This window comes from Streptomyces sp. NPDC007905, assembly GCF_042959345.1.
Classification (GTDB): Bacteria; Actinomycetota; Actinomycetes; order Streptomycetales; family Streptomycetaceae; genus Streptomyces.
In genome coordinates this window covers 192661-212560 of the sequence record NZ_JBIBKS010000010.1, presented here as the reverse complement: position 1 = coordinate 212560, position 19900 = coordinate 192661, and the positions used below count along the sequence as shown (strand labels likewise).

The 19900-nt window shown below is 70.2% G+C and carries 20 protein-coding genes, 3 tRNA genes and 1 pseudogene; 13 read left to right on the top strand and 11 right to left on the bottom strand.

Features of this window, described 5'->3' with window-relative positions; genetic code table 11:
• The first annotated feature begins 306 nt into the window (after nucleotides 1–306).
• Nucleotides 307–1344 (top strand): rod shape-determining protein, encoded by a 1038-nt coding sequence (locus ACFZDC_RS19840; RefSeq protein ID WP_391325442.1) that lies wholly within the window; start codon nucleotides 307–309, stop codon nucleotides 1342–1344.
• Between the two features lie 113 nt (nucleotides 1345–1457).
• Here ACFZDC_RS19840 and ACFZDC_RS19835 read toward each other — a convergent pair whose 3' ends face one another.
• From ACFZDC_RS19835 to ACFZDC_RS19820, 4 genes and pseudogenes are all read right to left on the bottom strand, one after another.
• The gene (locus ACFZDC_RS19835) at nucleotides 1458–2402 is read right to left on the bottom strand and encodes an anti-sigma factor RsbA family regulatory protein (RefSeq protein ID WP_391325440.1); all 945 of its coding nucleotides are present in this window, start codon (nucleotides 2400–2402) and stop codon (nucleotides 1458–1460) included.
• Nucleotides 2399–2758: an STAS domain-containing protein gene (locus ACFZDC_RS19830; RefSeq protein WP_391325656.1), complete on the bottom strand. Its 360-nt coding sequence runs from the start codon at nucleotides 2756–2758 to the stop codon at nucleotides 2399–2401. Before ACFZDC_RS19830 ends, ACFZDC_RS19835 begins: the two co-directional genes overlap by 4 nt.
• A 986-nt stretch (nucleotides 2759–3744) precedes the next feature.
• The gene (locus tag ACFZDC_RS19825; RefSeq protein ID WP_391325438.1) at nucleotides 3745–5052 is read right to left on the bottom strand and encodes a protein kinase; all 1308 of its coding nucleotides are present in this window, start codon (nucleotides 5050–5052) and stop codon (nucleotides 3745–3747) included.
• Nucleotides 5009–5355: pseudogene (locus tag ACFZDC_RS19820) on the bottom strand (hypothetical protein). Before ACFZDC_RS19820 ends, ACFZDC_RS19825 begins: the two are co-directional and overlap by 44 nt.
• 49 nt (nucleotides 5356–5404) lie before the next feature.
• Between ACFZDC_RS19820 and ACFZDC_RS19815 the strand changes: the two are divergent.
• The 3 genes from ACFZDC_RS19815 (at nucleotide 5405) to ACFZDC_RS19805 (ending at nucleotide 6847) form a co-directional block, all read left to right on the top strand.
• On the top strand, nucleotides 5405–5662 hold the full coding sequence (locus ACFZDC_RS19815) for a type II toxin-antitoxin system VapB family antitoxin (RefSeq protein WP_391325436.1): 258 nt from the start codon (nucleotides 5405–5407) through the stop codon (nucleotides 5660–5662).
• A complete protein-coding gene (locus tag ACFZDC_RS19810) occupies nucleotides 5659–6072 on the top strand; it encodes a PIN domain-containing protein (protein ID WP_391325434.1) in 414 nt (137 codons plus the stop codon). Before ACFZDC_RS19815 ends, ACFZDC_RS19810 begins: the two co-directional genes overlap by 4 nt.
• A gap of 565 nt (nucleotides 6073–6637) precedes the next feature.
• Nucleotides 6638–6847: a hypothetical protein gene (locus tag ACFZDC_RS19805; RefSeq protein WP_391325432.1), complete on the top strand. Its 210-nt coding sequence runs from the start codon at nucleotides 6638–6640 to the stop codon at nucleotides 6845–6847.
• Nucleotides 6848–6913: 66 nt separating this feature from the next.
• Here ACFZDC_RS19805 and ACFZDC_RS19800 read toward each other — a convergent pair whose 3' ends face one another.
• Entirely contained in the window at nucleotides 6914–7567 is a 654-nt protein-coding gene (locus ACFZDC_RS19800; protein WP_391325430.1) for a TetR family transcriptional regulator, read from the bottom strand.
• A gap of 60 nt (nucleotides 7568–7627) precedes the next feature.
• On the opposite strand from ACFZDC_RS19800, the gene ACFZDC_RS19795 reads away from it, so the two are divergent.
• From ACFZDC_RS19795 to ACFZDC_RS19780, 4 genes are all read left to right on the top strand, one after another.
• A complete protein-coding gene (locus ACFZDC_RS19795) occupies nucleotides 7628–7969 on the top strand; it encodes a DoxX family protein (protein WP_391325428.1) in 342 nt (113 codons plus the stop codon).
• A 256-nt stretch (nucleotides 7970–8225) separates the two neighbouring features.
• Complete coding sequence (locus ACFZDC_RS19790; protein ID WP_391325426.1) at nucleotides 8226–8468, top strand: type II toxin-antitoxin system prevent-host-death family antitoxin; 243 nt, start codon at nucleotides 8226–8228, stop codon at nucleotides 8466–8468.
• Complete coding sequence (locus tag ACFZDC_RS19785; protein ID WP_391325424.1) at nucleotides 8465–8905, top strand: PIN domain-containing protein; 441 nt, start codon at nucleotides 8465–8467, stop codon at nucleotides 8903–8905. Before ACFZDC_RS19790 ends, ACFZDC_RS19785 begins: the two co-directional genes overlap by 4 nt.
• 267 nt (nucleotides 8906–9172) lie before the next feature.
• Nucleotides 9173–11698, top strand: a complete 2526-nt coding sequence (locus ACFZDC_RS19780; protein WP_391325422.1) for a CHAT domain-containing protein — start codon at nucleotides 9173–9175, stop codon at nucleotides 11696–11698.
• A gap of 282 nt (nucleotides 11699–11980) precedes the next feature.
• On the opposite strand, the gene ACFZDC_RS19775 is transcribed toward ACFZDC_RS19780, so the two are convergent.
• Nucleotides 11981–12646, bottom strand: coding sequence for a DUF6338 family protein (locus tag ACFZDC_RS19775; RefSeq protein WP_391325420.1), 666 nt, complete (start codon nucleotides 12644–12646; stop codon nucleotides 11981–11983).
• A gap of 327 nt (nucleotides 12647–12973) precedes the next feature.
• Here ACFZDC_RS19775 and ACFZDC_RS19770 point away from each other — a divergent pair, with 327 nt between their 5' ends.
• Nucleotides 12974–13177, top strand: a complete 204-nt coding sequence (locus tag ACFZDC_RS19770; protein WP_391325418.1) for a hypothetical protein — start codon at nucleotides 12974–12976, stop codon at nucleotides 13175–13177.
• Between the two features lie 163 nt (nucleotides 13178–13340).
• Here the strand turns inward: ACFZDC_RS19770 and ACFZDC_RS19765 are convergent, their stop codons facing one another.
• Both ACFZDC_RS19765 and ACFZDC_RS19760 read right to left on the bottom strand, forming a co-directional pair.
• On the bottom strand, nucleotides 13341–13988 hold the full coding sequence (locus tag ACFZDC_RS19765) for a hypothetical protein (protein ID WP_391325416.1): 648 nt from the start codon (nucleotides 13986–13988) through the stop codon (nucleotides 13341–13343).
• Nucleotides 13985–15406, bottom strand: coding sequence for a hypothetical protein (locus ACFZDC_RS19760; protein WP_391325414.1), 1422 nt, complete (start codon nucleotides 15404–15406; stop codon nucleotides 13985–13987). Before ACFZDC_RS19760 ends, ACFZDC_RS19765 begins: the two co-directional genes overlap by 4 nt.
• A gap of 866 nt (nucleotides 15407–16272) precedes the next feature.
• Between ACFZDC_RS19760 and ACFZDC_RS19755 the strand changes: the two genes are divergently transcribed.
• Nucleotides 16273–16542, top strand: coding sequence for a type II toxin-antitoxin system prevent-host-death family antitoxin (locus tag ACFZDC_RS19755; protein WP_391325412.1), 270 nt, complete (start codon nucleotides 16273–16275; stop codon nucleotides 16540–16542).
• On the top strand, nucleotides 16532–16990 hold the full coding sequence (locus tag ACFZDC_RS19750) for a type II toxin-antitoxin system VapC family toxin (RefSeq protein WP_361780015.1): 459 nt from the start codon (nucleotides 16532–16534) through the stop codon (nucleotides 16988–16990). The genes ACFZDC_RS19755 and ACFZDC_RS19750 overlap by 11 nt, the downstream gene beginning before the upstream one ends.
• 390 nt (nucleotides 16991–17380) lie before the next feature.
• On the opposite strand, the gene ACFZDC_RS19745 is transcribed toward ACFZDC_RS19750, so the two are convergent.
• From ACFZDC_RS19745 to ACFZDC_RS19735, 3 genes are all read right to left on the bottom strand, one after another.
• Nucleotides 17381–17457 (bottom strand) — tRNA-Ile (locus ACFZDC_RS19745).
• A gap of 175 nt (nucleotides 17458–17632) precedes the next feature.
• Nucleotides 17633–17705: transfer RNA gene (locus ACFZDC_RS19740), tRNA-Asn, on the bottom strand.
• Between the two features lie 6 nt (nucleotides 17706–17711).
• Nucleotides 17712–17784: transfer RNA gene (locus ACFZDC_RS19735), tRNA-Asn, on the bottom strand.
• Nucleotides 17785–17942: 158 nt separating this feature from the next.
• On the opposite strand from ACFZDC_RS19735, the gene ACFZDC_RS19730 reads away from it, so the two are divergent.
• Both ACFZDC_RS19730 and ACFZDC_RS19725 read left to right on the top strand, forming a co-directional pair.
• Nucleotides 17943–18248: a YtxH domain-containing protein gene (locus ACFZDC_RS19730; protein ID WP_391325654.1), complete on the top strand. Its 306-nt coding sequence runs from the start codon at nucleotides 17943–17945 to the stop codon at nucleotides 18246–18248.
• Nucleotides 18249–18332: 84 nt separating this feature from the next.
• Nucleotides 18333–19790 (top strand): FGGY family carbohydrate kinase, encoded by a 1458-nt coding sequence (locus ACFZDC_RS19725; RefSeq protein WP_391325410.1) that lies wholly within the window; start codon nucleotides 18333–18335, stop codon nucleotides 19788–19790.
• Nucleotides 19791–19900 lie beyond the last annotated feature (110 nt).

The following is a 19900-nucleotide window of genomic DNA, read 5'->3' as shown; positions in this document are numbered from 1 at the left end:
CCTACCGTGCCGTGTCCCGGACGCTGATCGCCCACCAGTGGGTGCAGCTGGAGGCCGCCTCGGCGCACGGGCAGCCGCCGGCGCGGTTTCAGCGGGGCGGCGCCCTGCCCGACGACCGGGTGGTCGGCCCGGCCCCTGTGACACCCCGACACACCGCGTTTCCGCCGCAAACCCCCCATTCAGCGGCACCCCACCCGGCCCCCTCCAAAAGGCGCCCGCCCTGCGCCCCGCAGCAGGATGCAGACAGAGGAAGAGGCCCGCCAACCGGTCGGCCGCACAAGGACTGCGCACTCGGGAGGATCCGCCGTGACCGTCAGTCTGGAGCAGTTGCGCCGCTGCCACTTCGCCGTCGACCTGGGCGCGGCCCGCACCCGCGTGTATGTGAAGGGTGCCGGTCTCGTCGTCGACCAGCCCTCGACCGCGGCCGTGAACGCCCGCAACGGTGCGCTCATCGCGGTGGGCGACTTCGCGGAGAAGATGACGGGGCGGACGCCGGAGTACATCAGGGTCGTACGGCCCATCGCCGGTGGCACGGTGGTCGACATCGAGATGGCACAGCGCATGCTGCGGCACCTGCTCGGCGACAAGTTGCGCCGTACGCTGCGCCGCAAGCCCCGGCTGCGCGCGGCGGCCTGCACCCCGCACGACGCGGACCCGCTGGCCCAGCGGGCGACGATCGAGACGCTGGTGGGGCTGGGGGCGCGGCGGGTGGAGCTGGTGGACACGCTGATCGCCGCCGCCGTGGGGTGCGGGCTGCCAGTGGAGCGGCCGGAGGCCACCATGATCATGGTGTGCGGGGCGGCGGCCACGCAGGTCGCCGTGCTCTCCCTGGGGTCCATCGTCACCGCCGCCCGGATCCCGGTCGGCGGCGAGGCCGTCGACCACGCGATCGTGCAGCACCTGCGGCACGAGCACGAGCTGATGCTGCCCAGTCAGTCCGTACGGCCGCTGCAGATCGCCCTGTCCGGCAACGGGCTCACCCCGCACGGGCCGGCCTTGACGGAGATCCACGGCCGGGACGTGGCCACCGGGCTCGCCCGCAGCGTGCGCGTCAACACCGCCGCCGTGCGTGACGCCATCCAGACCCCGCTGACGGCCGTCCTGGACGGGATCGGCAAGGTGCTGCGCGAGTGCCCGCCCGACCTGGTGGCCGACCTCGCCGATCGTGGGATCATGATGGTCGGCGGCTCCGCCCTGCTGCCCGGCCTGGACCAGATGGTCCGCGAGGCGACCGGCGTTCCGGTGTACATCGCCGAACGGCCCGACGTGTGCGCCGTACAGGGTCTCGGCGACATGCTGGAGGGCCGCATCGACCCACTGCTCCTCGACCCGCTGGCCGCCTGAGGCAGCACGCGCAGAGCGGGCCCGGCACGCCGCCCGCCGTGGAGCAACTCCCCGGCGGACGCCGGCTGTTCGTCCGGAGCGGCAGGCCGGCGCCGCCGTGCGGACGCGGACCCTCAAGGCGTCACGTAGCTCCGGATGGTCGTACCGTCCGCACCGGTGTGCACCCGCACCAGGTCGGCCACGAGGTTGACCAGGAGCAGGCCCCGGCCGCCGCGCTGGTCGCGGGAGGCGGGGCGGCGGCCGGCCAGGGGGTCGGTCAGCCGGCCCTTGTCGCGTACCTCGCACAGCACGTACCCGCCCTCGGCCCACACCGTGAGCGTGCCCGTGCCGCCGCCGTGGACCACGCTGTTGGTGGTCAGCTCGGCCGTGATCAGGGTCAGGTCCTCCAGCCGCAGGCCGCTCAGGCCGAGCCGGGCGCCGTGCTCGGTGGCGAGGTGCCGGGCGGCGGAGAGGGAGTCGTCGTCGAAGGTGAGGCAGAGCACCCCGGAGTCGGCGTCCGGCGCGGGCGGCAGCGGCTCGTTGTAGCGGGCGACGACGCCCTCGGGGTCGTAGCCCGCGCTGGGGCGGTGCGCGGTGCCGCCCGGCGGGATGACGACCGGGTGGGTGGCGTGGGCGTCGGCGAGCGCCCGCTCGTCCAGGCGGGTGGTGTCGTAGGGGCAGAGAATCGTCACCTCGCGCCCCTGGAACGCCGCGTTGATCAGCGCCTCGTGCTGGGCGCAGGCGGGGTACTCGGCCGGGGTGCGGCCCGCCCAGACCGGCTCGCCGATGATGTGGACGCGCCGGCCGGGCGGCTGGGCGTCGGCGAAGGGGCGCAGTACGCCCGGGATGATCCGGCCGGGGTTGCGACCGGCCTCCCGCATGTCCAGGAACCGCACGGCGTCGGCATCGGCGCCCAGGGCGTCCCGGACGACCCGCAGGTTCTCGCCGGGTACGGCGACCGCGACCGGCTCCTCGGCGGCGAGGGCCAGGCGAACGAAGGGCACGGTGCCGGCGAGGTACTGCTCGGCGTCCGCGTAGAAGAGGGCGGGGTGCACGAAGGGTTCGGCCGTCGCGGTCATGGCGTCGACACCTCGACCGCCGGAAGTCCCGGCCACAGCAGACCCAGCATGCGGGGCAGAGCGGGGGGTGGCCGGTCCAGCACGAGCCGCCGCTCGCCGAACCGCCGGGCGGCGTCGGCGAGCGCGTCGGCGCCGGCCACGTCGACGAAGGTCAGTGCGGAAAGCTCCAAGTAATACACGTCCTCGCCCTCGCGAACGGCCTGCTCCAACGCGCGCTCCCAGATACCGCGCGTGGGCAGGCTCACCTCCCCCGCCGCCCGGACTCCGGTCCGTCCGGTCAGCGGGAACACCTCGAGCCACGGCACAGCGGGCCCCGGCACTACGGCCGCCCTCAGGGGCCGCACCGACTCCGGCACGCTCAATCCGTCTCCTGGTTGCACATGAACACGGGTGCCCAGTATGCGCCCCGCCTCTCCCCCGCCGGTGCGGAGGGGAGGGATGAACTCAGCGGCACGAGCACCGCACACCTGGCGGCCCGGACCCCGTCGTCGCGCCGGGCCGGGCAGGACCGGGCCCTCCTGGGCGGGCGGAGCGCTGGTCCACGGCTGCGCGGACACGCCGGTCGCGGTCCTTGGCCGCCCTCCCGGCAGGCGTCGCCGGGATGGGGCAGGCCGTGGCCGGGTGTCCTTCCCGGGCACGGTGGTCCGGGCGTCCTGGAGCACCGACCGTGTGCGGCCGCCTGTACGGCGTACCGGTCGCGTCCACGGGCCGGCGGCGCCGGGTCCTGGCACTGGTCGGCCCGGGCGCCGCCCAGCCGCCGGGCACCGCACCGCCCGTCGAGTCCGCGCCCGCGCCGCCCGTCGACTCCCCGCCCGCGCCGCCTCCGCGCCCTCGACTCGCGACCGGTGGTCGACCAGGCGCGGTCTCCTGACGGCCGCCCACGCCCACGCCCGCGGCCCCGGCCCGGCCTGGGACACACTGTGGGCAGCCTCCCCGCGGTCCCACACCGAACTGCGCGAGGTGGCGACGGCGGTCACCGCGAGCACCGCACCCGACGGCCCAGCCACCCGATGACCTGGGGACGGCCTGCGCCCCGCGGTGGCCCGCCGCACGCCGCCGCACGCCGGCCCGGCGACCGGCGATGATGATCAGTACGGCAGGATGCGCCCCGAAGGCGTCCTGCGATCGATCTCCTGCCCGCGCGGGGCGGCCGGCCGACGACTCACACGCACCCGGATCCGACGGTCCATGACGCCCTCCTCCTGCCGGCACCGCCCCGCGGCGGCTCCCCGTAGGAGGTCCGTGCCCAGGAGAGGGCATGTCCAAGCCAAGTCGGGACCAAGTGACGACGCAAGAGCGGCTATTGGCGAAACGGCTTGACGGACCCGGACCGACCGGTCCGCTAGCGGCGGGCCACGTCCCGCCCGAGGACGTGGTCCAGCTGTGCGATCCATTCGGCGAGCCGGGCCGACCGGCGTGCGTTCAGCTCGCAGTCGTACACGCTGCCGTCCCACAGCTGCACGGTCACCGTGAGCCGGGTGCCGCGCGAGGAGGGCGTACGCCGGACGACGGCGATCTCCGCCCACTCGAAGTCCGCGGCGACACCATCGATTTCGAGGATCACCCCGGCCGCGTTCACGACGACGCGAGCCTCGCCGTCGCCGAGCACGGCTTCCGGCGCACCGTACGGCACAGGCGGCCCGAACCCGTACGCCACCTGCGGCAAAGCCCCGGGCGCCGCCGGGAGATGCGGGGGTGCCGAGGGGGCCGGGGGGGTTGCGGCGAGGCGCGGGGGCGTCGAAGGGGTCGCCGGGAGATGCGGGGGCGTCGAGGAGGTCGCGGGAAGATGCGGGGGCGCCGGAGGCACCTGCTGCGGTGCCGGCCGGGCCGCGAGCGTCGGGGTGTACGACGGCGCACCCGGCCGGGCCGTGCCCGCCGGCTCCCCGGTGAGGCGGTCCAGCAGCTCGGTGGGCGTCGGCCGGGCCGCGGGGTCCTTCGCCAGGCACGCGGCCACCAGCTCCACCAGCCCGGCGGGTACGGCGGACACGTTCGGCGGCTCGTGGACGGAGCGGTACATCAGTCCCATCGGTGTGCCCTCGCCCCAGGCGCTTCCGCCGGCCGCGGCGACCAGGACGGCACCGAGGGCGAACACGTCGGCGGCGCCGGTCACATCGTGGCCGAGGGCCTGTTCGGGGGCGAGGAAGCCGGGCGTGCCGAAGGCGGTGCCGGTGGCGGTGAAGCGGGTGGACTCCACGGCCCGGGCGATACCGAAGTCGAGGACCCGTGGCCCGTCCTCGGCCATGATGATGTTGCCTGGCTTGAGATCGCGGTGCACCAGACCACAGGAGTGAATGGACTCCAGCGCCTCGGCGAGCGCGGCGGCCAGCGCCCGCAACCGCGGCTCGTCCATCGCGCCCTCGGCGGCGAGCCGCGCCGCGAGGGTCGGTCCGGGAATGTAGGCGGTCGCCAGCCACAGCGGATCACCGTCGACGTCCGCGTCCACCACCGGCGCGGTGTGGAACCCGCCGACCGCGCGGGCCGCCGCCACCTCACTGCGGAACCGCTCACGGAAGACCGGATCCGCCGCCAGCTCCGCCTTGGCGACCTTCAACGCGACGGCACGCCCCCCACGCGTCCGCGCGAGAAAGACGGTCCCCATCCCACCCTCACCGAGCTTCCGCTCGACGAGGTAGCCCCCTATGCGTTCCATGCGCACAGTATGGCGGCGGGTAAGTCACCGTGATCGGGAACCGCCCCACGATCCTGGTCGGAGCGGGTGAACGGTGGCGCCCCTTCCGGTGCGGCAACCACCACACCGTCGAGAGCCGGCACAGCGCATCCAGCTCCTCGGCAAGCTCGTCGCGGTGCGCCGGGCCCGTGGCGGAGTGGGAGGAACTCCGTCCTCGTGGGCTCACAGATGTGGAAGACACCGGCGGCAGTGATGCCCTTCGCACGGCCGGATCGCCCGGGGAGCGCAGGCGCCTCGGAACAAGCAATCCCCACCGCCAGGCATACCTGATCATATATATTGATATATAACGTCGTATACACAAGGGGGCGCCATGAGCCGCACCGTGATCGATCTCGACGACGAGGCACTGGAAGCCGCCGCCAAGGAGCTCGGCACCACGACCAAGCGCGACACCATCAACACCGCCCTGCGGGAGGTCACCGCCCGCTACCGGCGACTGCGCGCTCTTGGAGAAGCCCGCGAACTGGTCGCCGAAGGCGCCCTGGACATCGACATCCTCCTTGACAAGAGCAAGTACCGGCCCACCGGCGGGCCGGACGGTGTCCGCGACGCAGGAGCGGATCAGTGACTGTCGCCGACTACCTCATCGACACCTCCGCGCTCGCCCGCGTCCTCCTCGGCCGGACCACGGCCGAGTGGGACGACAGGATCGGCGCTGGACTCGTCGCACTCTGCGACATCACCGAACTCGAAGTCCTTCATTCCGCACGCTCGGCGGCAGACCGGGAACGCGTAAAGCGCACACTGGACGCCCACTACACCTGGTGCCCCATGCCCGACGGCGTCTTCCGACGCGCACGCGTCGTCCAGGAACTGCTCACCGCCAAGGGCGAGCATCGCAGTGCGGGGTCCGTGGACCTGCTGGTCGCCGCTGCCGCGGAAGAGGCGGGGCTGACCCTGCTTCACTACGACCGCGACTTCGAAACGATCGCCCGTACGACCGGACAGCCGGTACGGACGCTCGACCTCAAGGACTGATCGGTCCCAGGGACTGACAGACGCCATCCAGCACGCAGTGAGCGGGCGCTGGGGCCGCCCACCTACACATCTCGTGCCGGTCCAGGATGCTCATCAGCTCCGCCTGCGTTTCAGTTCCGTCCGCAGGCCGGCGAGATACCGAGATACACGGTGAATGCCTCCTCCGTCCCCGGCACACAATGACGGGCACGGGCCCCGGTCGGCTCCTTCGACCTCTCGACTGTGTGGCGGTGGGGCTGACTGTGCTGCGGCGGGCGAAGACGATTCCACACCAGCGAGCCGCGGCACGGGCCCGAGCTTCCCGACCGGAAGGGTGGCTGTCGGCGCTGACACGTCACGAACTCCTGGCGCTGGTGCGGGAGCAGATCACCGAGGACCGACAAACCGCTTCCGGAAAACGCCCGCCGTCAGACCGAGCGAGTACTCAGCCTGTCGGGAAGCCCTGCGTCGACTCCAGAGAGATCAACAAACTGTCAAACGCGGGCCCTCGGCCGGGAACGGTCAGTAATCCACACGGACCGGACGCTCACTTGCTAAACGTTCAGCCAGTTTCTACCCTGAGCCTATGGACGACGCCACGACGGAAGTACCTGACGCACCTCACAGCAACGTCCCGAGTGGCAACTGCTCCCCCGCCGTCGAGCCGCTGCCGGTGGACCGCTGGGACGCGCGGTTGCACGGGCTTCTGGCCACCGCTCCACGGAACCCGGGAGGCGGGGTGCCCCACATCACGGGCCGGCAGGTGCTGGTGGACGGCGGCCTGAGTGCGGTCTGACCGCGGTTCGGCAGCCATCCGGCCGGTGTGCGCGCAGACTCCCGCAGACGACCCCGGCCACCGGCGTCAGCCGGTCCTCCGGTCCGCAGCGAGTGCCAGCAGCACCATGTCGTGGGCCGCGCGGCCGATCTTCTCCAGACGGGCGCGCGAGGAGTCCAGCTGGAGCAGGACGCCGCGCGCCAGACTCTCCAGCAGGAATGCCTGCGCGCGGGGGTCCAGGTCGGAGCGGATGCTGCCGTCGGCGACGCCACGCCGGATGTCGTCCTCCACGCCGGTGCGGACCAAGTCGAGTTGGCCGCCCAGGGGCCCCTTGGCGGTGTGCCCCGGGCTGCCGACCGCCTCGACGAGCAGCACCAGCAGCGCACGCGCCCGGACACTGGGACCCGGCTCGGCCAGACTTGAGAAGTACTGCTCCAGCTTGGCCAGTACGGCCTCGAGCCCGGTCATCCGGTCGTATCCGGGGAGCGCCCGGAGCCGGTCGACAAAGACCTCGCGGATGTCGTTGATGACCGCCTCAACGAGCCCAGCCTTGGACTCGAAGTGGTAGTTGACCATGCCCCGACTGACCCCGGCCCGATCACCGACCTTCTTGACCGTGAGGCCGCGGTAGCCCTCCTCGGCGAGGATCCCCAGTGCCCCGTCCAGCAGTCTGCGCCGGGAAGCCTCCCGCTGGTCATCGCGCATCGTCGGGAGGGGGCCGGTCGTCGTGGGATCGGTCATCGCCCCAGCAGTATCCCATCCGCGACTGCCCCACTGCTCGAAAGGTGACCTGTGGACGTCTTGCGCAACATCCTGGCTGTAGCCCTCGGCCCGATATTTGTCTTCACCGGCGGGATCAAGATCTATGGGCTGCGCCGGTCCCTGCAGTACCGCGACCACTTCGGCATGTCGCCCTCGCTGTGGCGGGCGATCGGCGTGCTGGAAGCCGCGGGCGGCCTGGGGCTGCTTGGAGGGCTGGCGGCCCGGCCGCTTGGCATCGCGGCCGGCGCGGGACTGTGCGCGTTGATGTTGGGCGCCGTGCTGACGCATCTCCGGGCCAGGGATCCGATCGCCGTGGTGGCCTCTGCCTCAGGCGTTCTCCTGCTCACTTCGACGTCCCTCGTGTGCGGCATCGCCGCGTGACCCCCACGAACTGGACCGGCTGCGGTGGGGAAATGCCCCGCCGTGCGCAGGCCGCGTAGGCAAGCGGCTGCGCCAGCGTAGTGGTGGGCGCCGCCGCCGGCCTGGCTCTGCTGGTCACGTCGCGCACGGACGGCGCTTTGCGGGGCGGAGGCCGCATGCACCGCTGTGACAGCAGCACTCGCACTCCATCTGTTCCGCTGGACACCGATAAGCGGCACCCGCCGTCACCGAGAGCCAGGGTAGTAACATGTACTACATGGAGACCACTGCCCGCGAGTTCAACCAGAAGGCCTCGCAGATCCTCGCCGCCGCGGCCCGTGGCGAAACCGTCACGGTCACCAAGAACGGCACCCCGGTGGCTCGGGTCGTACCGATAAGCGACAGCGACATCCCCCCGTACCCGACCGACCCCATGGGTGACATCGACCTTCCCGACCTAGGCCTGCCCGATCTCACCGACGACGAGATCGAGGACACACTCAAGGGGATGGGCGCGTGACGATGATCGCCATCGCCGACACCAACGGCCTGTACCGCCTGCTCGACCCGAACCTCACCGGACACCAGGAGCACAGAAGGGCCCTGGCAGCGACCAGCCACCTGGTCATCTCCCCCCTGGTTCTGGCCGAACTGGACTACCTGATCGCGACACGCGCCGGAGCCCGCAAAGCTCTGGCGGCGGCCCGGTTCATCGAACGCAACGTAGCGACGCGCCGATTCGAGATACCGCCTGTCAGCACGCACCTGAGTGCGGCGATCGCGGTCGCAGAGGGGTATGCCGACGGCGGCAAAGGCATCGGGCTGACCGACGCCATGAACGTCGCCCTGGCCGCCGCCTACCGCACCGACGCCCTACTCACCACCGACCATCACTTCCGCATGGTCCGCCCCCTGACCGGCCATCCCGCCTTCCGGCTCCTACCCGACGACCTGTAGGCCGCACCGCTGGCGCGACACCCAGCACCAGCACAAGCCGATCACGTCGGTGTCGGCACTAAGCGTGGTTCGGCTCCAGTTGGGGAATACGTGGTACGGGGGCGGGATACCGGGCGGGATGTATGACTCCAGGGCTGGAAACGATCACCGATGGGGTCGGCCGGGTTCTGTCGAGGGGTCTGCCTGGTGCGGCTCGGACCGCAGAGGAGCGCGCTGCATGGGCACCGTCGCCAATTCTGCGTGCACGGGTCAGTATCAGTAAAGGAGATGCTGCTGATGATTGACCCAGGTTTGGCCGCCCAGGCGCGGCGGCTGCTCGCCGATCATCCGCAACAACTCTCCGATGATGAGTTCCTCTCCCAAGCCATTGAGCTCCACGATCTCATCGAGGACCCTCCCCCGGAGCAGCCGGCCTACGAGCCGGTCTTGTTGCGGCGCCGGATGACGGAGATCTGGTCGCGGTCCGGGCACACCGCGGCAGTGCCTGTTGAGTTCCGGTATCGGCTCTTCCATGCGGGGCACCTGGACGAACCTGGGCCGTTGCGGCAGCTGTGGGGTCACGTCTACTGCGGGACGGTCCAGTTCTATCGCGCGCTGAGCGGGGAGCGGTCGTGCCTGCAGTTGGCCGAGAGCCACTGTCGGGAGGCCCTCCTGATCCGGGGGCAGAACAGCGGGCGGCGGCACCCGAGCTGGACCGAGGCCAGGGACGAGAGCACGATGACGCTCGCGGCCATCCTGTGTTGCCTCTACGAGCAGGATCGTGAGCTCCTGGCCGCTGGCGGCCCGACGGCCCAGCGCATCCGCGCCTACGTCGACGAGGCGATCGAACACACCAAGCAGCCCCCGGCCACTCCCCAGGTGATCCACTGGTGGCGTGCCGTGCGTGCGCGTGCGCTTGTGTACCGCTGGTGCGACGCCGACCCCGCAGACCGTGATCCTCTCGACATCGACGGGGCGATCTCGCTGCTGGAGTCCGCTGCGGCCCAGCCGGGCAATGAGGGGCTCGGAAGCCAGAAGCTGCTTGCGGATGCCCTCATCGAGCGCCGCGGCCACGGCGACTTGGTGCGGGCCATTGACATACTTTCTGTGTGGATCGGCGAGGTACCAGCGGATATGGCTGCCGCAGGGAGGCAGAGCCTCGCCCAAGCCCGTATGTTCCTCGACGGCGACGATCACCTCTTCGACGCGTCATACAGGGACGCCCTCGCAACCGGTCGGCTGCGCATCGCGTGGGACACGAAGACGCAGCACGCTGGCTGGCTGCGGAAGATGGGCAGGACACGCGAAGCGGCACATGCCTACCTCGCTGCTTTCCGGGTGCTGCCCGGGCTCGTCGGGCTCCAGGGGGAGCGCCCGGACAAGGAGGCGGTTCTCTTCCACACCGGTCGGGCTGCGTCCACTGCCGCCACCGACCTGATCCGCTCCGGCAGCTCTGGCGATCTCATCGCCGCGGTCATGGTGCTGGAGGCATCCCGGGCGGTGATGCTCGGCGAGATGCTGGACCTGAACAGCCCACGAGCAGCACCGGGGGGCGGCCCGGAACAGGCTCGGCCGGCACAGCTGTCGGCCCATATCGCTGCCTTGGAGAACGCCGCCATCGGTGGGCAGCTCAACCCCCAGCAGGACCACCGGCTCGATCGCGCATACCACGAATACGCAGCACTCACCGGGAACAGCGCACACAGCCGACCGACGGTGGAGGTTGCGGGGCTGCCGACGTGGCGTACCGTGTGCTGGGCTGCGCGACCGGCGCCGCTGGTGTATCTGGCCGCCGGTGACAGCGGCGGTGGCGCGGTGATCGTTCCCCACGGCCCCTCCGACGAGAAACAGCCCATCGGGATCAGCCTCCCCCGTCTCGACCATCCGACCGTGCTCGAGCTGGTTGCCCTCCTCCGGCGGATGGACGAGATCGAGGGGCAGAACCTGGACCCGCAGACCGGCGAATCTCGGATTCAGATCATGACGCGTGTCCTGGAAACGCTGTGGGACTGCGCCATGGAGAAGGTCGTGGAGGAACTGGGCGGTGTGCGGCTGGCGGTTCTCCTCGCCGGTGGTCTTCTCGGCATGTTACCGCTGCATGCCGCTGGCAAGATGCCGCAGGATCGGCCGAAATCGTGGCGCTTCGCGCTCGACTCCGTAGCGTTCACCTACGCGCCGAGCATGGCGTCCGTGGCCTGGGCACGCACGCACCGCAAGGATCCGTCCCAGTGGAACAGCCTTTTCGTGCTTGCGCCCCCGGATGACCCAACCGATAAGCCAATGAAGCGGGAGGCCGAGTTCGAGGTCCTCAGCCAATTGGGCCTGGCCTACGAAAAGATCGACACGCTGGTGGACCTGGGGACGCTCACGCGGGCGTTGAGGCGCGATGTCTTCCACTTCGCCGGCCACGGCTCCCCGTCCACGACGGACCCGTTGTCCGGCGGCCTGTACCTCTCCGGGAAACAGACTCTCACGGTCGCATGGTTCCTCGAACAACCACCACACCCGGGCCGCGTAGCGGTGATCCTGGGATGCGAGACGGCCCTGATCGGGGACCATCTGCCGGAGGAGAGCGTGGGGCTGCCTGCGGCCCTGCTCCAGGCGGGGTTCACCGATGTCATGGCGACGCAGTGGAAGGCTGTGGGCGGAGTGTTGGCACGCCTGGTCGACGGGCTCTACCGTCGGTGGCGCAACCCGGGAATGCACCCCGCCATCGCTCTCGCCGGGATCCAGCGGGAGCTGTCCCGCACCGGCGACAACGGTCGGCGCCTGCACCCGTTGTACTGGGCGCCGTTCACGCACACCGGGGGATGACCACTCCACTCGCTGGCTGCCCGGGCCGTCTTGGCGCCGGACAGTCAGCGTCCCGTCACTGCGTGGCTGCGCCTTCGGAGGCGTCCAACTGAGGCTGGGGCGGAGCCTCGTGGGCTGGTGGCGGCGGTGTGGCCGCTGGGGGTGCCACGGCCGCCGGCGGAATGGAGGTCATCTCCGCAGCGGTCTTCTCGGACCGTCCGTGGCCACGGACGTCGCCATCGTCGTCGAAGCTGGCGAAGCCTGGCGCGCGGTCGTCGTCATCGCTGCTCGTGCTGTTCTGGGTCATGGTCCCGGCTCACTCCAAATCACTTCCATGAAACTGATCTCCTCCCTGGAGATCAGGATTCCGATGTTCCTCAGCTGCGGCCGCTGGTCCGTCCCGAGGACGAACAGGCCGTCGCCGTTACACATGGCCGTGTCGCAGAGGTAGAGATCCTGCGGCTCGGGATACCCGGAGGCGCGGGAGTCCAGGAGTCCCCGGGGGTCGCGCGCGAACGCTCCCAGGACCCAGCCGTTGCAACCAGCCGCCGTGTCCTTGAGCCGTAGCCGCAGCCATAGGCTCGGCTGGTGTCCGAACAAGGCATCCCAGGCCTGCGGCTCGCGCGTCTGCCCGTGGACGACAAGCGCCCAGCGCCGGTTCCTTCGGATACCCGCCCCGACCACGCTGCCCGCGAGAAGTGGAAGGACCAGGTAGGGCAGCGGTGCCCACCACAGCATCCACGGCACAGGGGACCGCGTCAGCCGTCCGTCCGCCCAGGCATCCTGGTAGAGCCACACCGTCAGCGGCGCCAGAACGAAGTGGAAGACAGCCGACACCGCAGCCACGCGCAGCGCGCGATCGGCGAGGCCAGCGCGCGTGATCCCCATCTCCCGCTCTGCGGCGAAGGTGTAGAGGGCCCCCGGAAGGACCGCGATCACCGTTACAGCCAGTGCCTCGAACGTGTTCACAACACGGCCCCCCGCTCTGGAGCCCCCTCCGACTCCGGCCACGCGTGCATTCGGCTCAACGTTACTGCCCTGGTGCTCCGCGCGAGGCCCGAATCCCGGACTACTGCTGATCAGCAGCGGGCCTGAACGTCCACCGGACACCGTCCCACCGGCCGTCCTACTCGACGGTTCCCCATGGTGTGCAGACGATCCCGCGAGGATCTCGGCAGATACATGCCGGTCAGTCAGATCCGCGGTTGTCGACTGTCGTCCGCATGAGCCTGCCACTGGCGATACGGATCCGCGACTGACAGTCCCCCAGCGGCCCAGAACGGGCATGTGCACTGCATGGGCTGGCTGACCGAGCACCAGCTCGACGGACTGCGGGCGATGCAACGGGTGGAGTGGGACCGCCGCCGCAAGCTCATCGAGAATCTCCAGCGCGTGTACTGGGAGCCCGGCGACACCAAGGTCGGAGACGAACGCACCTACGCCTTGAGGCTCTCCCAACCTCCTGGTGAGATATGCCAGTTGGTTCGCCCCGCAGCGTGAAGAAGCTCCTGGTAGACGGTTCCACGACCACGATCCACCGTGCTCCGCCTGAAGCTTCGCTTGTCTGTCGCAAGGAACAGACCGAGAAGCTTCGACGGGGTCCGCCGACACAGCACGCTCCGCGAGAAAGTACTCCCCGTCGGCGGTCAGCCAGAACCAACCTTCAGCGAACCGTGCGACGGAAGCGGGCCTCACCGAGCGAGCGCATACGGACGGTTCCGTCGTCCTCGAGGTCGGCCACTCCGGCCAGGTGGAAGTTCTCCAGAAGATCTTCGAAGTCAATCCGGGACAACTCGTTCCTCACCTGGTCCGGAAGGGTCGCGTACAACTCGGAGGCTGTCATACCTCCGGTCCTCGCCTCGGGGGTAAGGGTTAGTTCGGCGAGCACCTGGCGCTGACTGCGGGTGAGACGGACCTTGCGAAGATCGAACAGCAAGGGCACGACGGCGGGTACGACGCCGGTCGCGAGCCCGATCCCGAAGAAGGCCAGAATGCCGGCAAGCACCGCCGCCGCAACGGCCGTGTTGGCCGCGCCCTTGCTCAGGTCGACGGTCCAGCCACCGGGGCGGTAGTCGAGGTCGCCGCCCCGCTGTTGCGCCACGCCGTCCGCCTGGGACAGCGTAGACAACAGGACGCGATACCCGCGCCGGGCCGCCGCGTCGTCGTGCGGGAACAGCTCGAACCACGCGTCGCCGATCTGTTCTGACGAGGTGTTCTCGCCAAGGGTGCGCAGCCAGTCGGCCGGATCACCGTCCAGCAGCACTTCGCGGGGCACCTCGTCCGTCCCCTCGCCTACTGTCTTCTCGTTCATTGCGGTGCACCATTTCCGTGAGCGGCTGCGTCGTCCGTTCGGTAGGCCATGGTGTCGAACCATGGTTCCTCGGTCAGCAGATGAGTCAACACCTCGGCGAGCAGCTGGCGGCGCTGCGGTCGCAGGCGCGGGCTCAGCAAGCTCGGCTTCTCTCTGCTCGCGGGCACGTTGCGGCGGAGGTGATCCACGAGCAGCCGGGCCGTCACGCGAGTAGTGGGAAGCAGCAGGGGAAAGTGCAGATGGTCCGGCCGGACAGCCAGCACGGTCATGGGAATGCCCCCGGGGGCCACCACGTCCGAGGTTGCGTAGCGGACGCGCCGTCCCTCGGTTCGCCACAGCCCGAAGTTGGCGATGGGATCGAGATCGAACAGACCGAAGAGCGTGGTGCGCTGGAGTACGCCACCCCACATCCGTACCCAGGCGTGGTCGCCGAGCGCCGAGAGGGACACACAGGAGACCACTCCCCGATTGCCCGGGCGGGACCCCACGATGACGGAAAGTTCCTGAGGGCTCGACAACTCCACCATGTCGATGTCGGCCCGGAGACCGTCACAGCGACGGATGACCGCGACGGGGGTGTCACCTCGGTCGGCAAGCTCCACGGCCGTCCCGCTGTCGAGGACGTACTGCTGCAGCAGTCGGCCGGCGGGGCGTACCGCCACGAAGACATGCCGCTGCGACCGGCGTCCGCTGACCACGCGCAGCGTGGGATCGTCGACGAAATCCACCAGCCGTGCCCAGCGCGCCCGAAGACGGGGCGCGGAGGGGCTCCCCGCGACCACCGGGTCATCCTGTCCGACCCGGCGCAGCACGAGGCGTTCCCGGTGCATGGAGTCCAGCGCCTCGTCCACCACGCTCAACGAGGGGTCGGGCAGCACCATCCTGCCCCTGGTCTTGGGCGAGGCAGCCTCCACGGCCTCGATGACCGAGGGCACCAGCGGTCTGTGACCGTCGTAGGCAAGCGTGGGTGAGCGTTCCCGGTCCAGGAGGGCGGCGACTTGAGCGTACAGGGCGCGATCCAGAGCCGCCCGAATCGGCCAAAGACGGTCGTCGTCCGGGCATGCGCACTGAGCGTGGGTGCGCGCGCCACTGAACAACGCGTCCCAGCCGGGCATGGCAGCGCACTCGGACCGGCATCTCTCCCAGGCCGTCCTCCACAAAACGCCGTCCGCGCCGTCCAGGACCATCTGCAACCGCCGGTCGGGCAGCAGACGTGACGGGAAACGGCCCCGCGGGTCCACCGGCAGATCGGCGTCGAGCAGAGCAGGCAGGAAGTCCGGCTGCATGCAGGCCAGCAGAGCCGATCTGACCGCCATCAGCCGCAGGCCGGGACACTCCACGCCCGCCGCAAGCCCTGCCGCGTCCTTGTAGTAGCCGGTGTACTCGCCACCCGTGGCATCGAGGACCCCGGTCGGCACGCCACCGGACGTCGGCGACGGTACGTCGGGCGTCGTCCCGGACGCCCGGCTTCCCGCTCTCGGTGAGCAGCACGTCCATCGCCCGGTCGGCGAGCGCCAACCACTCCTGCTGCCGATAACGGATAGGCATCGCGCGGCCGGCCCCGCTCACATCCCGTCGCCGTCGGCAGCACGTCGCGTGCGCATGAGTGAGCCAACGGTGCGGACTGTTGCCCGACCTCCTTGGGTAGCCCTCGTGCCGCAGCCGACAGGGCCCATGTGGCAGCCCACTACCACCCATTGCATGGCGCCCTGTGCGTTGAACGCACACTCCTGCCCGAAGTCCGGGCAAGACTCCCCTCTCGTCTTCTGCCGTCGCCTGCGGCCCCGCACCCAGCTGTCCGTCCGATCGGACATCTCGCTCGGCGGTCAGATATACGAATAGCCCTGCACGCAGAGGCCGTCGGCCGCTTCTACCCCCACCCGGACGTCCGGTTCGTCCCGCTCGACGGATCGCCCGTGGAGATCGCCGTCGCCACCCGCACCACCGACGACCGACATGCCATCACCGCCACCCGTCACGCGCCTTCTCGGCGGAGTCGGTGAGTCGGCCAGCAAAATCCGCGGCGCCGTTCCGCCAGCGCATCCCGGCACGGGCTCGGGGCTCCCGTCACCATGACCAGCGAGGACGGCTTTGCGATTCAGATCCCGCGCGAGCGGGCGTACTCGTAATCGCACGCGGAACCACGAGGGCCCCGCAAGCCGCTCAACGCTGGACCGGTATTCCGCTCTCACAAAGCGCGGTGCACGAGATCCGCCGACCTCGATGGAGCACCCGATGTGCTACAGGGTGGCACCAGATAGCACGCAATGGTTACCCTAGACGTATGACCGCCCAACCCGAGATCACCCAGCGCGACCTGCGCACCAAGTCCAAAGAGATCATGGACGCCGTCCAGAGCGGCCAGTCCTTCACCGTCACCCGCGACGGCCACCGCATCGGCGAGCTCATCCCCCTGCGCCGCCGACGACGCTTCGTCCCCCGCGGCGAGTTCGCCGCCATGTCCCGCAGCGCCCCCGACATCTCCCTGGACGCCTTCCGCGCCAACCAGGACGTCACCGCTGAACAGGGCATGGACGATCCCTATGCCCGGTGAGCACCAGCAGGGTCTTCTCGACACCAACATCATGATCCTGCGCAAGTGGATCATCCCAGAGGAGCTGCCCGCCGAGATGGCCATCACCACCATCACCCTCGCCGAGCTCTCCGCCGGACCCCACCAGGTGCGCAGCAACGCCGAACAGGACGACTACGACGAACACGCCGAACGCGCTCGACGCACCGACATCCTCCAGCGCGCGGAGAACGAGTTCGACCCCATCCCCTTCGACGCCGACGCCGCCCGCATCTACGGCCGTGTCTGTGCCGCCGTCATCAGCACCGGCCGCCAACCCCGCCGCCGCATCGCCGACCTGATGATCGCCTCGATCGCCATCGCCGAAGATCTCCCTCTGTTCACCACCAACCCTGACGACTTCAAGGGCCTGGACGACCTCCTCACCGTCGTCCCCGTAACCCGCCCGAAGGTGCTCCACGACCGGTAGAGGCAGACGGGCGCCGTGCGTTCGCTCCGACCATCACAACCAGTGGCCACCGCTCTCGCAGGTTGGGGTGAGCGCCGCGGGCATGCCCAAAATCCATCAGAGGGCTCCTCACTCCGACCGGCCACAGCCTGGGGGAGACGGCCGCGCAGCCACCCTTCGCAATACCTGCGTCCTCACAGCGTCCTCAAGTTCGCCTCCGGCTCCCTCGCGGAGGCCGTGGGCGCGACTCGACCACACCATGGTCCGACACATTCACGCAGGTCAGCGCAGTGTCGAACCTCGTCGGCGCAGGAATACCCTGAACTCGTCAGCAGCGGATTCAATCCGTTGAGCCCGAGTTGGGGTTCTGGCGCCCCGGAAGGGACGTTTCTGCAGGCCAGAGACGTCCACTGGTGGGGCGGGTGGGACTCGAACCCACGGCCGACGGATTATGAGTCCGCTGCTCTAACCGGCTGAGCTACCGCCCCATAGCGGCGTGTCGCGTACGTGTGTGCGCGCCGTCTGCCGCAGCATAGCCGCTCATACGATCTCCTGCTTCGGATGGTCGGCTTCTGCGCTGCTTCCTGACCTTGAGACTTGGCCGTGTCCGCGGCGGTTCCCGCGGACATGAAAAAGGACCCCGAAGGGTCCTCGTTCAGCGTGCTCCCCCGACTGGACTCGAACCAGTAACCTGCCGGTTAACAGCCGGCTGCTCTGCCAATTGAGCTACGGAGGACCGAAGCTCCCCCGACTGGACTCGAACCAGTAACCTGCCGGTTAACAGCCGGCTGCTCTGCCAATTGAGCTACGGAGGATTGCCTCGTTGCATCGAACGTACCTACCTGGGTATTCGCCAGGGGGCGGGCGCTCGCTGCGACACATACATTAGCGCAAGCAGGGGGGTGCTCCGCCAATCGGTATCTCCCGGCCCCGACGCCGCACCAAAGACCCAGCAAGGAGAAGGGTGGCAGCCATGCGCTACCGGCTCACGTTCGTCGCCGGACTGGCCCTCGGTTACGTGCTCGGCACGAGGGCCGGCCGCGAGCGCTACGAGCAGCTGAAGAAGTCCGCTCGGCAGATCGCGCAGAACCCCGCCGTCCGCAACACCGCGGAGACGGCCGCCCAGCAGGGCCGGGTGTACGCCGGCAAGGCGTTCCACACGGTCAGCGACAAGGTCGGCGACCGGGTCCCCGAGTCGGTGGCCCAGCGGGTACGGTCCCTGCGCGACCGCAGCGTGAACGGCACGGCCGAGGACGACTGGGGCACCAGTAACACCTAGACAGGGATCACCAGGAGTAGCCGGGGGCGTGGGGAACCGCGCCCCCGGCCAAAGCAAGCGCTGCGGTACGGCAGAATTTTGGCCATGGGGATAGTCGCCGGGTTGGACAGCTCGCCCGATTTCACTCGCATCGTGGTCTGTGACACGGACACCGGAGCCGTGCTCAGGCAGGGGTATGCCCCGCATCCGGTGGAGGCACCGGAAGGCGGTGGCGGACGGCCCAGCGACGTGGATCCGCAGGCCTGGCTGCTGTCCCTGGGCGAGGCCGCGGGGGGCGGACTGCTCGAGGGCGTGCAGGCCATCGGTGTCTCCGCGCAGCAGAACGCACTGATCCCGCTGGACGCGCAGGGCAACACGGTGCGTCCGGCGCTGGTCGGCGGTGACAAGCGGGCGCAGGTCGCGGCGGCCGACCTGGTCGACGCGCTCGGCGGCCGCGAGGCGTGGGCGCAGGCGGTGGGGTGCGTGCCGCAGGCCGCGCAGCCCGTCACCAAGCTGCGCTGGCTCGCGAAGAACGAGCCAGAGAACGCCCGCCGGACGGCCGTTCTGCTCCAGGCCCACGACTGGCTGGTGTGGCAGCTGCTCGGGCGGCCCGTGCGCAGGACCACCGACCGTGGCGGGGCCTCCGGTACCGGGTACTGGTCCGCCGCCACCGGTGGCTACCGGCCCGACCTGGTCGAGCTGGCGCTGGGCCACCAGGCGATGCTGCCCGAGGTGATCGGTCCGGCGGACGCGGCCGGTACGACCCCGGAGGGGTTGCTGATCTCGGCCGGGACCGGGGAGACCATGGCCGCCGCGTTCGGGCTCGGGATCGGGCTCGGGGACGCGGTCGTCTCGCTGGGGGCGTCCGGGTCCGTGATGGCCGTGCACCGGGAGGCGCTCGCCGACCAGGCCGGGATGATCACGTCCCTCGCCGACGCCACCGGCATGCACCTGCCGGTCGTCACCACCCTGAACGCCGTGCGCACCCTGCGCGGCACCGCCGAACTCCTCGGTCTGCCGGATCTGGAGAGCCTGTCCGACCTGGCGATGAAGTCGACGCCGGGGGCCCACGGGCTGGTCCTCCTCCCCTATCTGGAGGGTGAGCGGACGCCGCATCTGCCGCACACCGCAGGGACGCTGGCGGGGCTGCGGCGGGAGTCGATGAAGCCCGAGCATCTGGCGCGGGCCTCGTTCGAGGGCATGCTGTGCGGGCTCGCCGACGCGCTGGACGTGCTGCGCGGGCGGGGCGTGGAGGTGCGGCGGATCTTCCTGCTGGGTCCGGCGGCCGAGCTGCCCGCGGTGCAGGCCGCTGCGCCCGCGCTGTTCGGCGCGCAGGTCGTCGTACCGCAGCCCGCCGACTACGCGGCGATCGGCGCGGCCCGGCAGGCCGCCTGGGCGCTCGGCGTGTCGCAGGGCGCGCTCGACCCGCGGACCCCGCCTGCCTGGCGGGGGGCGGCCGCGCAGGTTTTGGAGCCGGGTGACGAGCTGGCCGTGGGTCAGGCCGTGCGGCAGCAGTTCGTGTCGGTGCGGGAGCAGACCCATCCCGGGGCGTTTCGCCCGTAACTCCGCAAACCCTGAAGGCCGCAGGAGCACGCTGTTGGATTAATGGGTTGAGGTAACGCGGGTGGAGTGTCCGACGATAGGGGCCAAGGGCACACCGACCAGCCCTCACC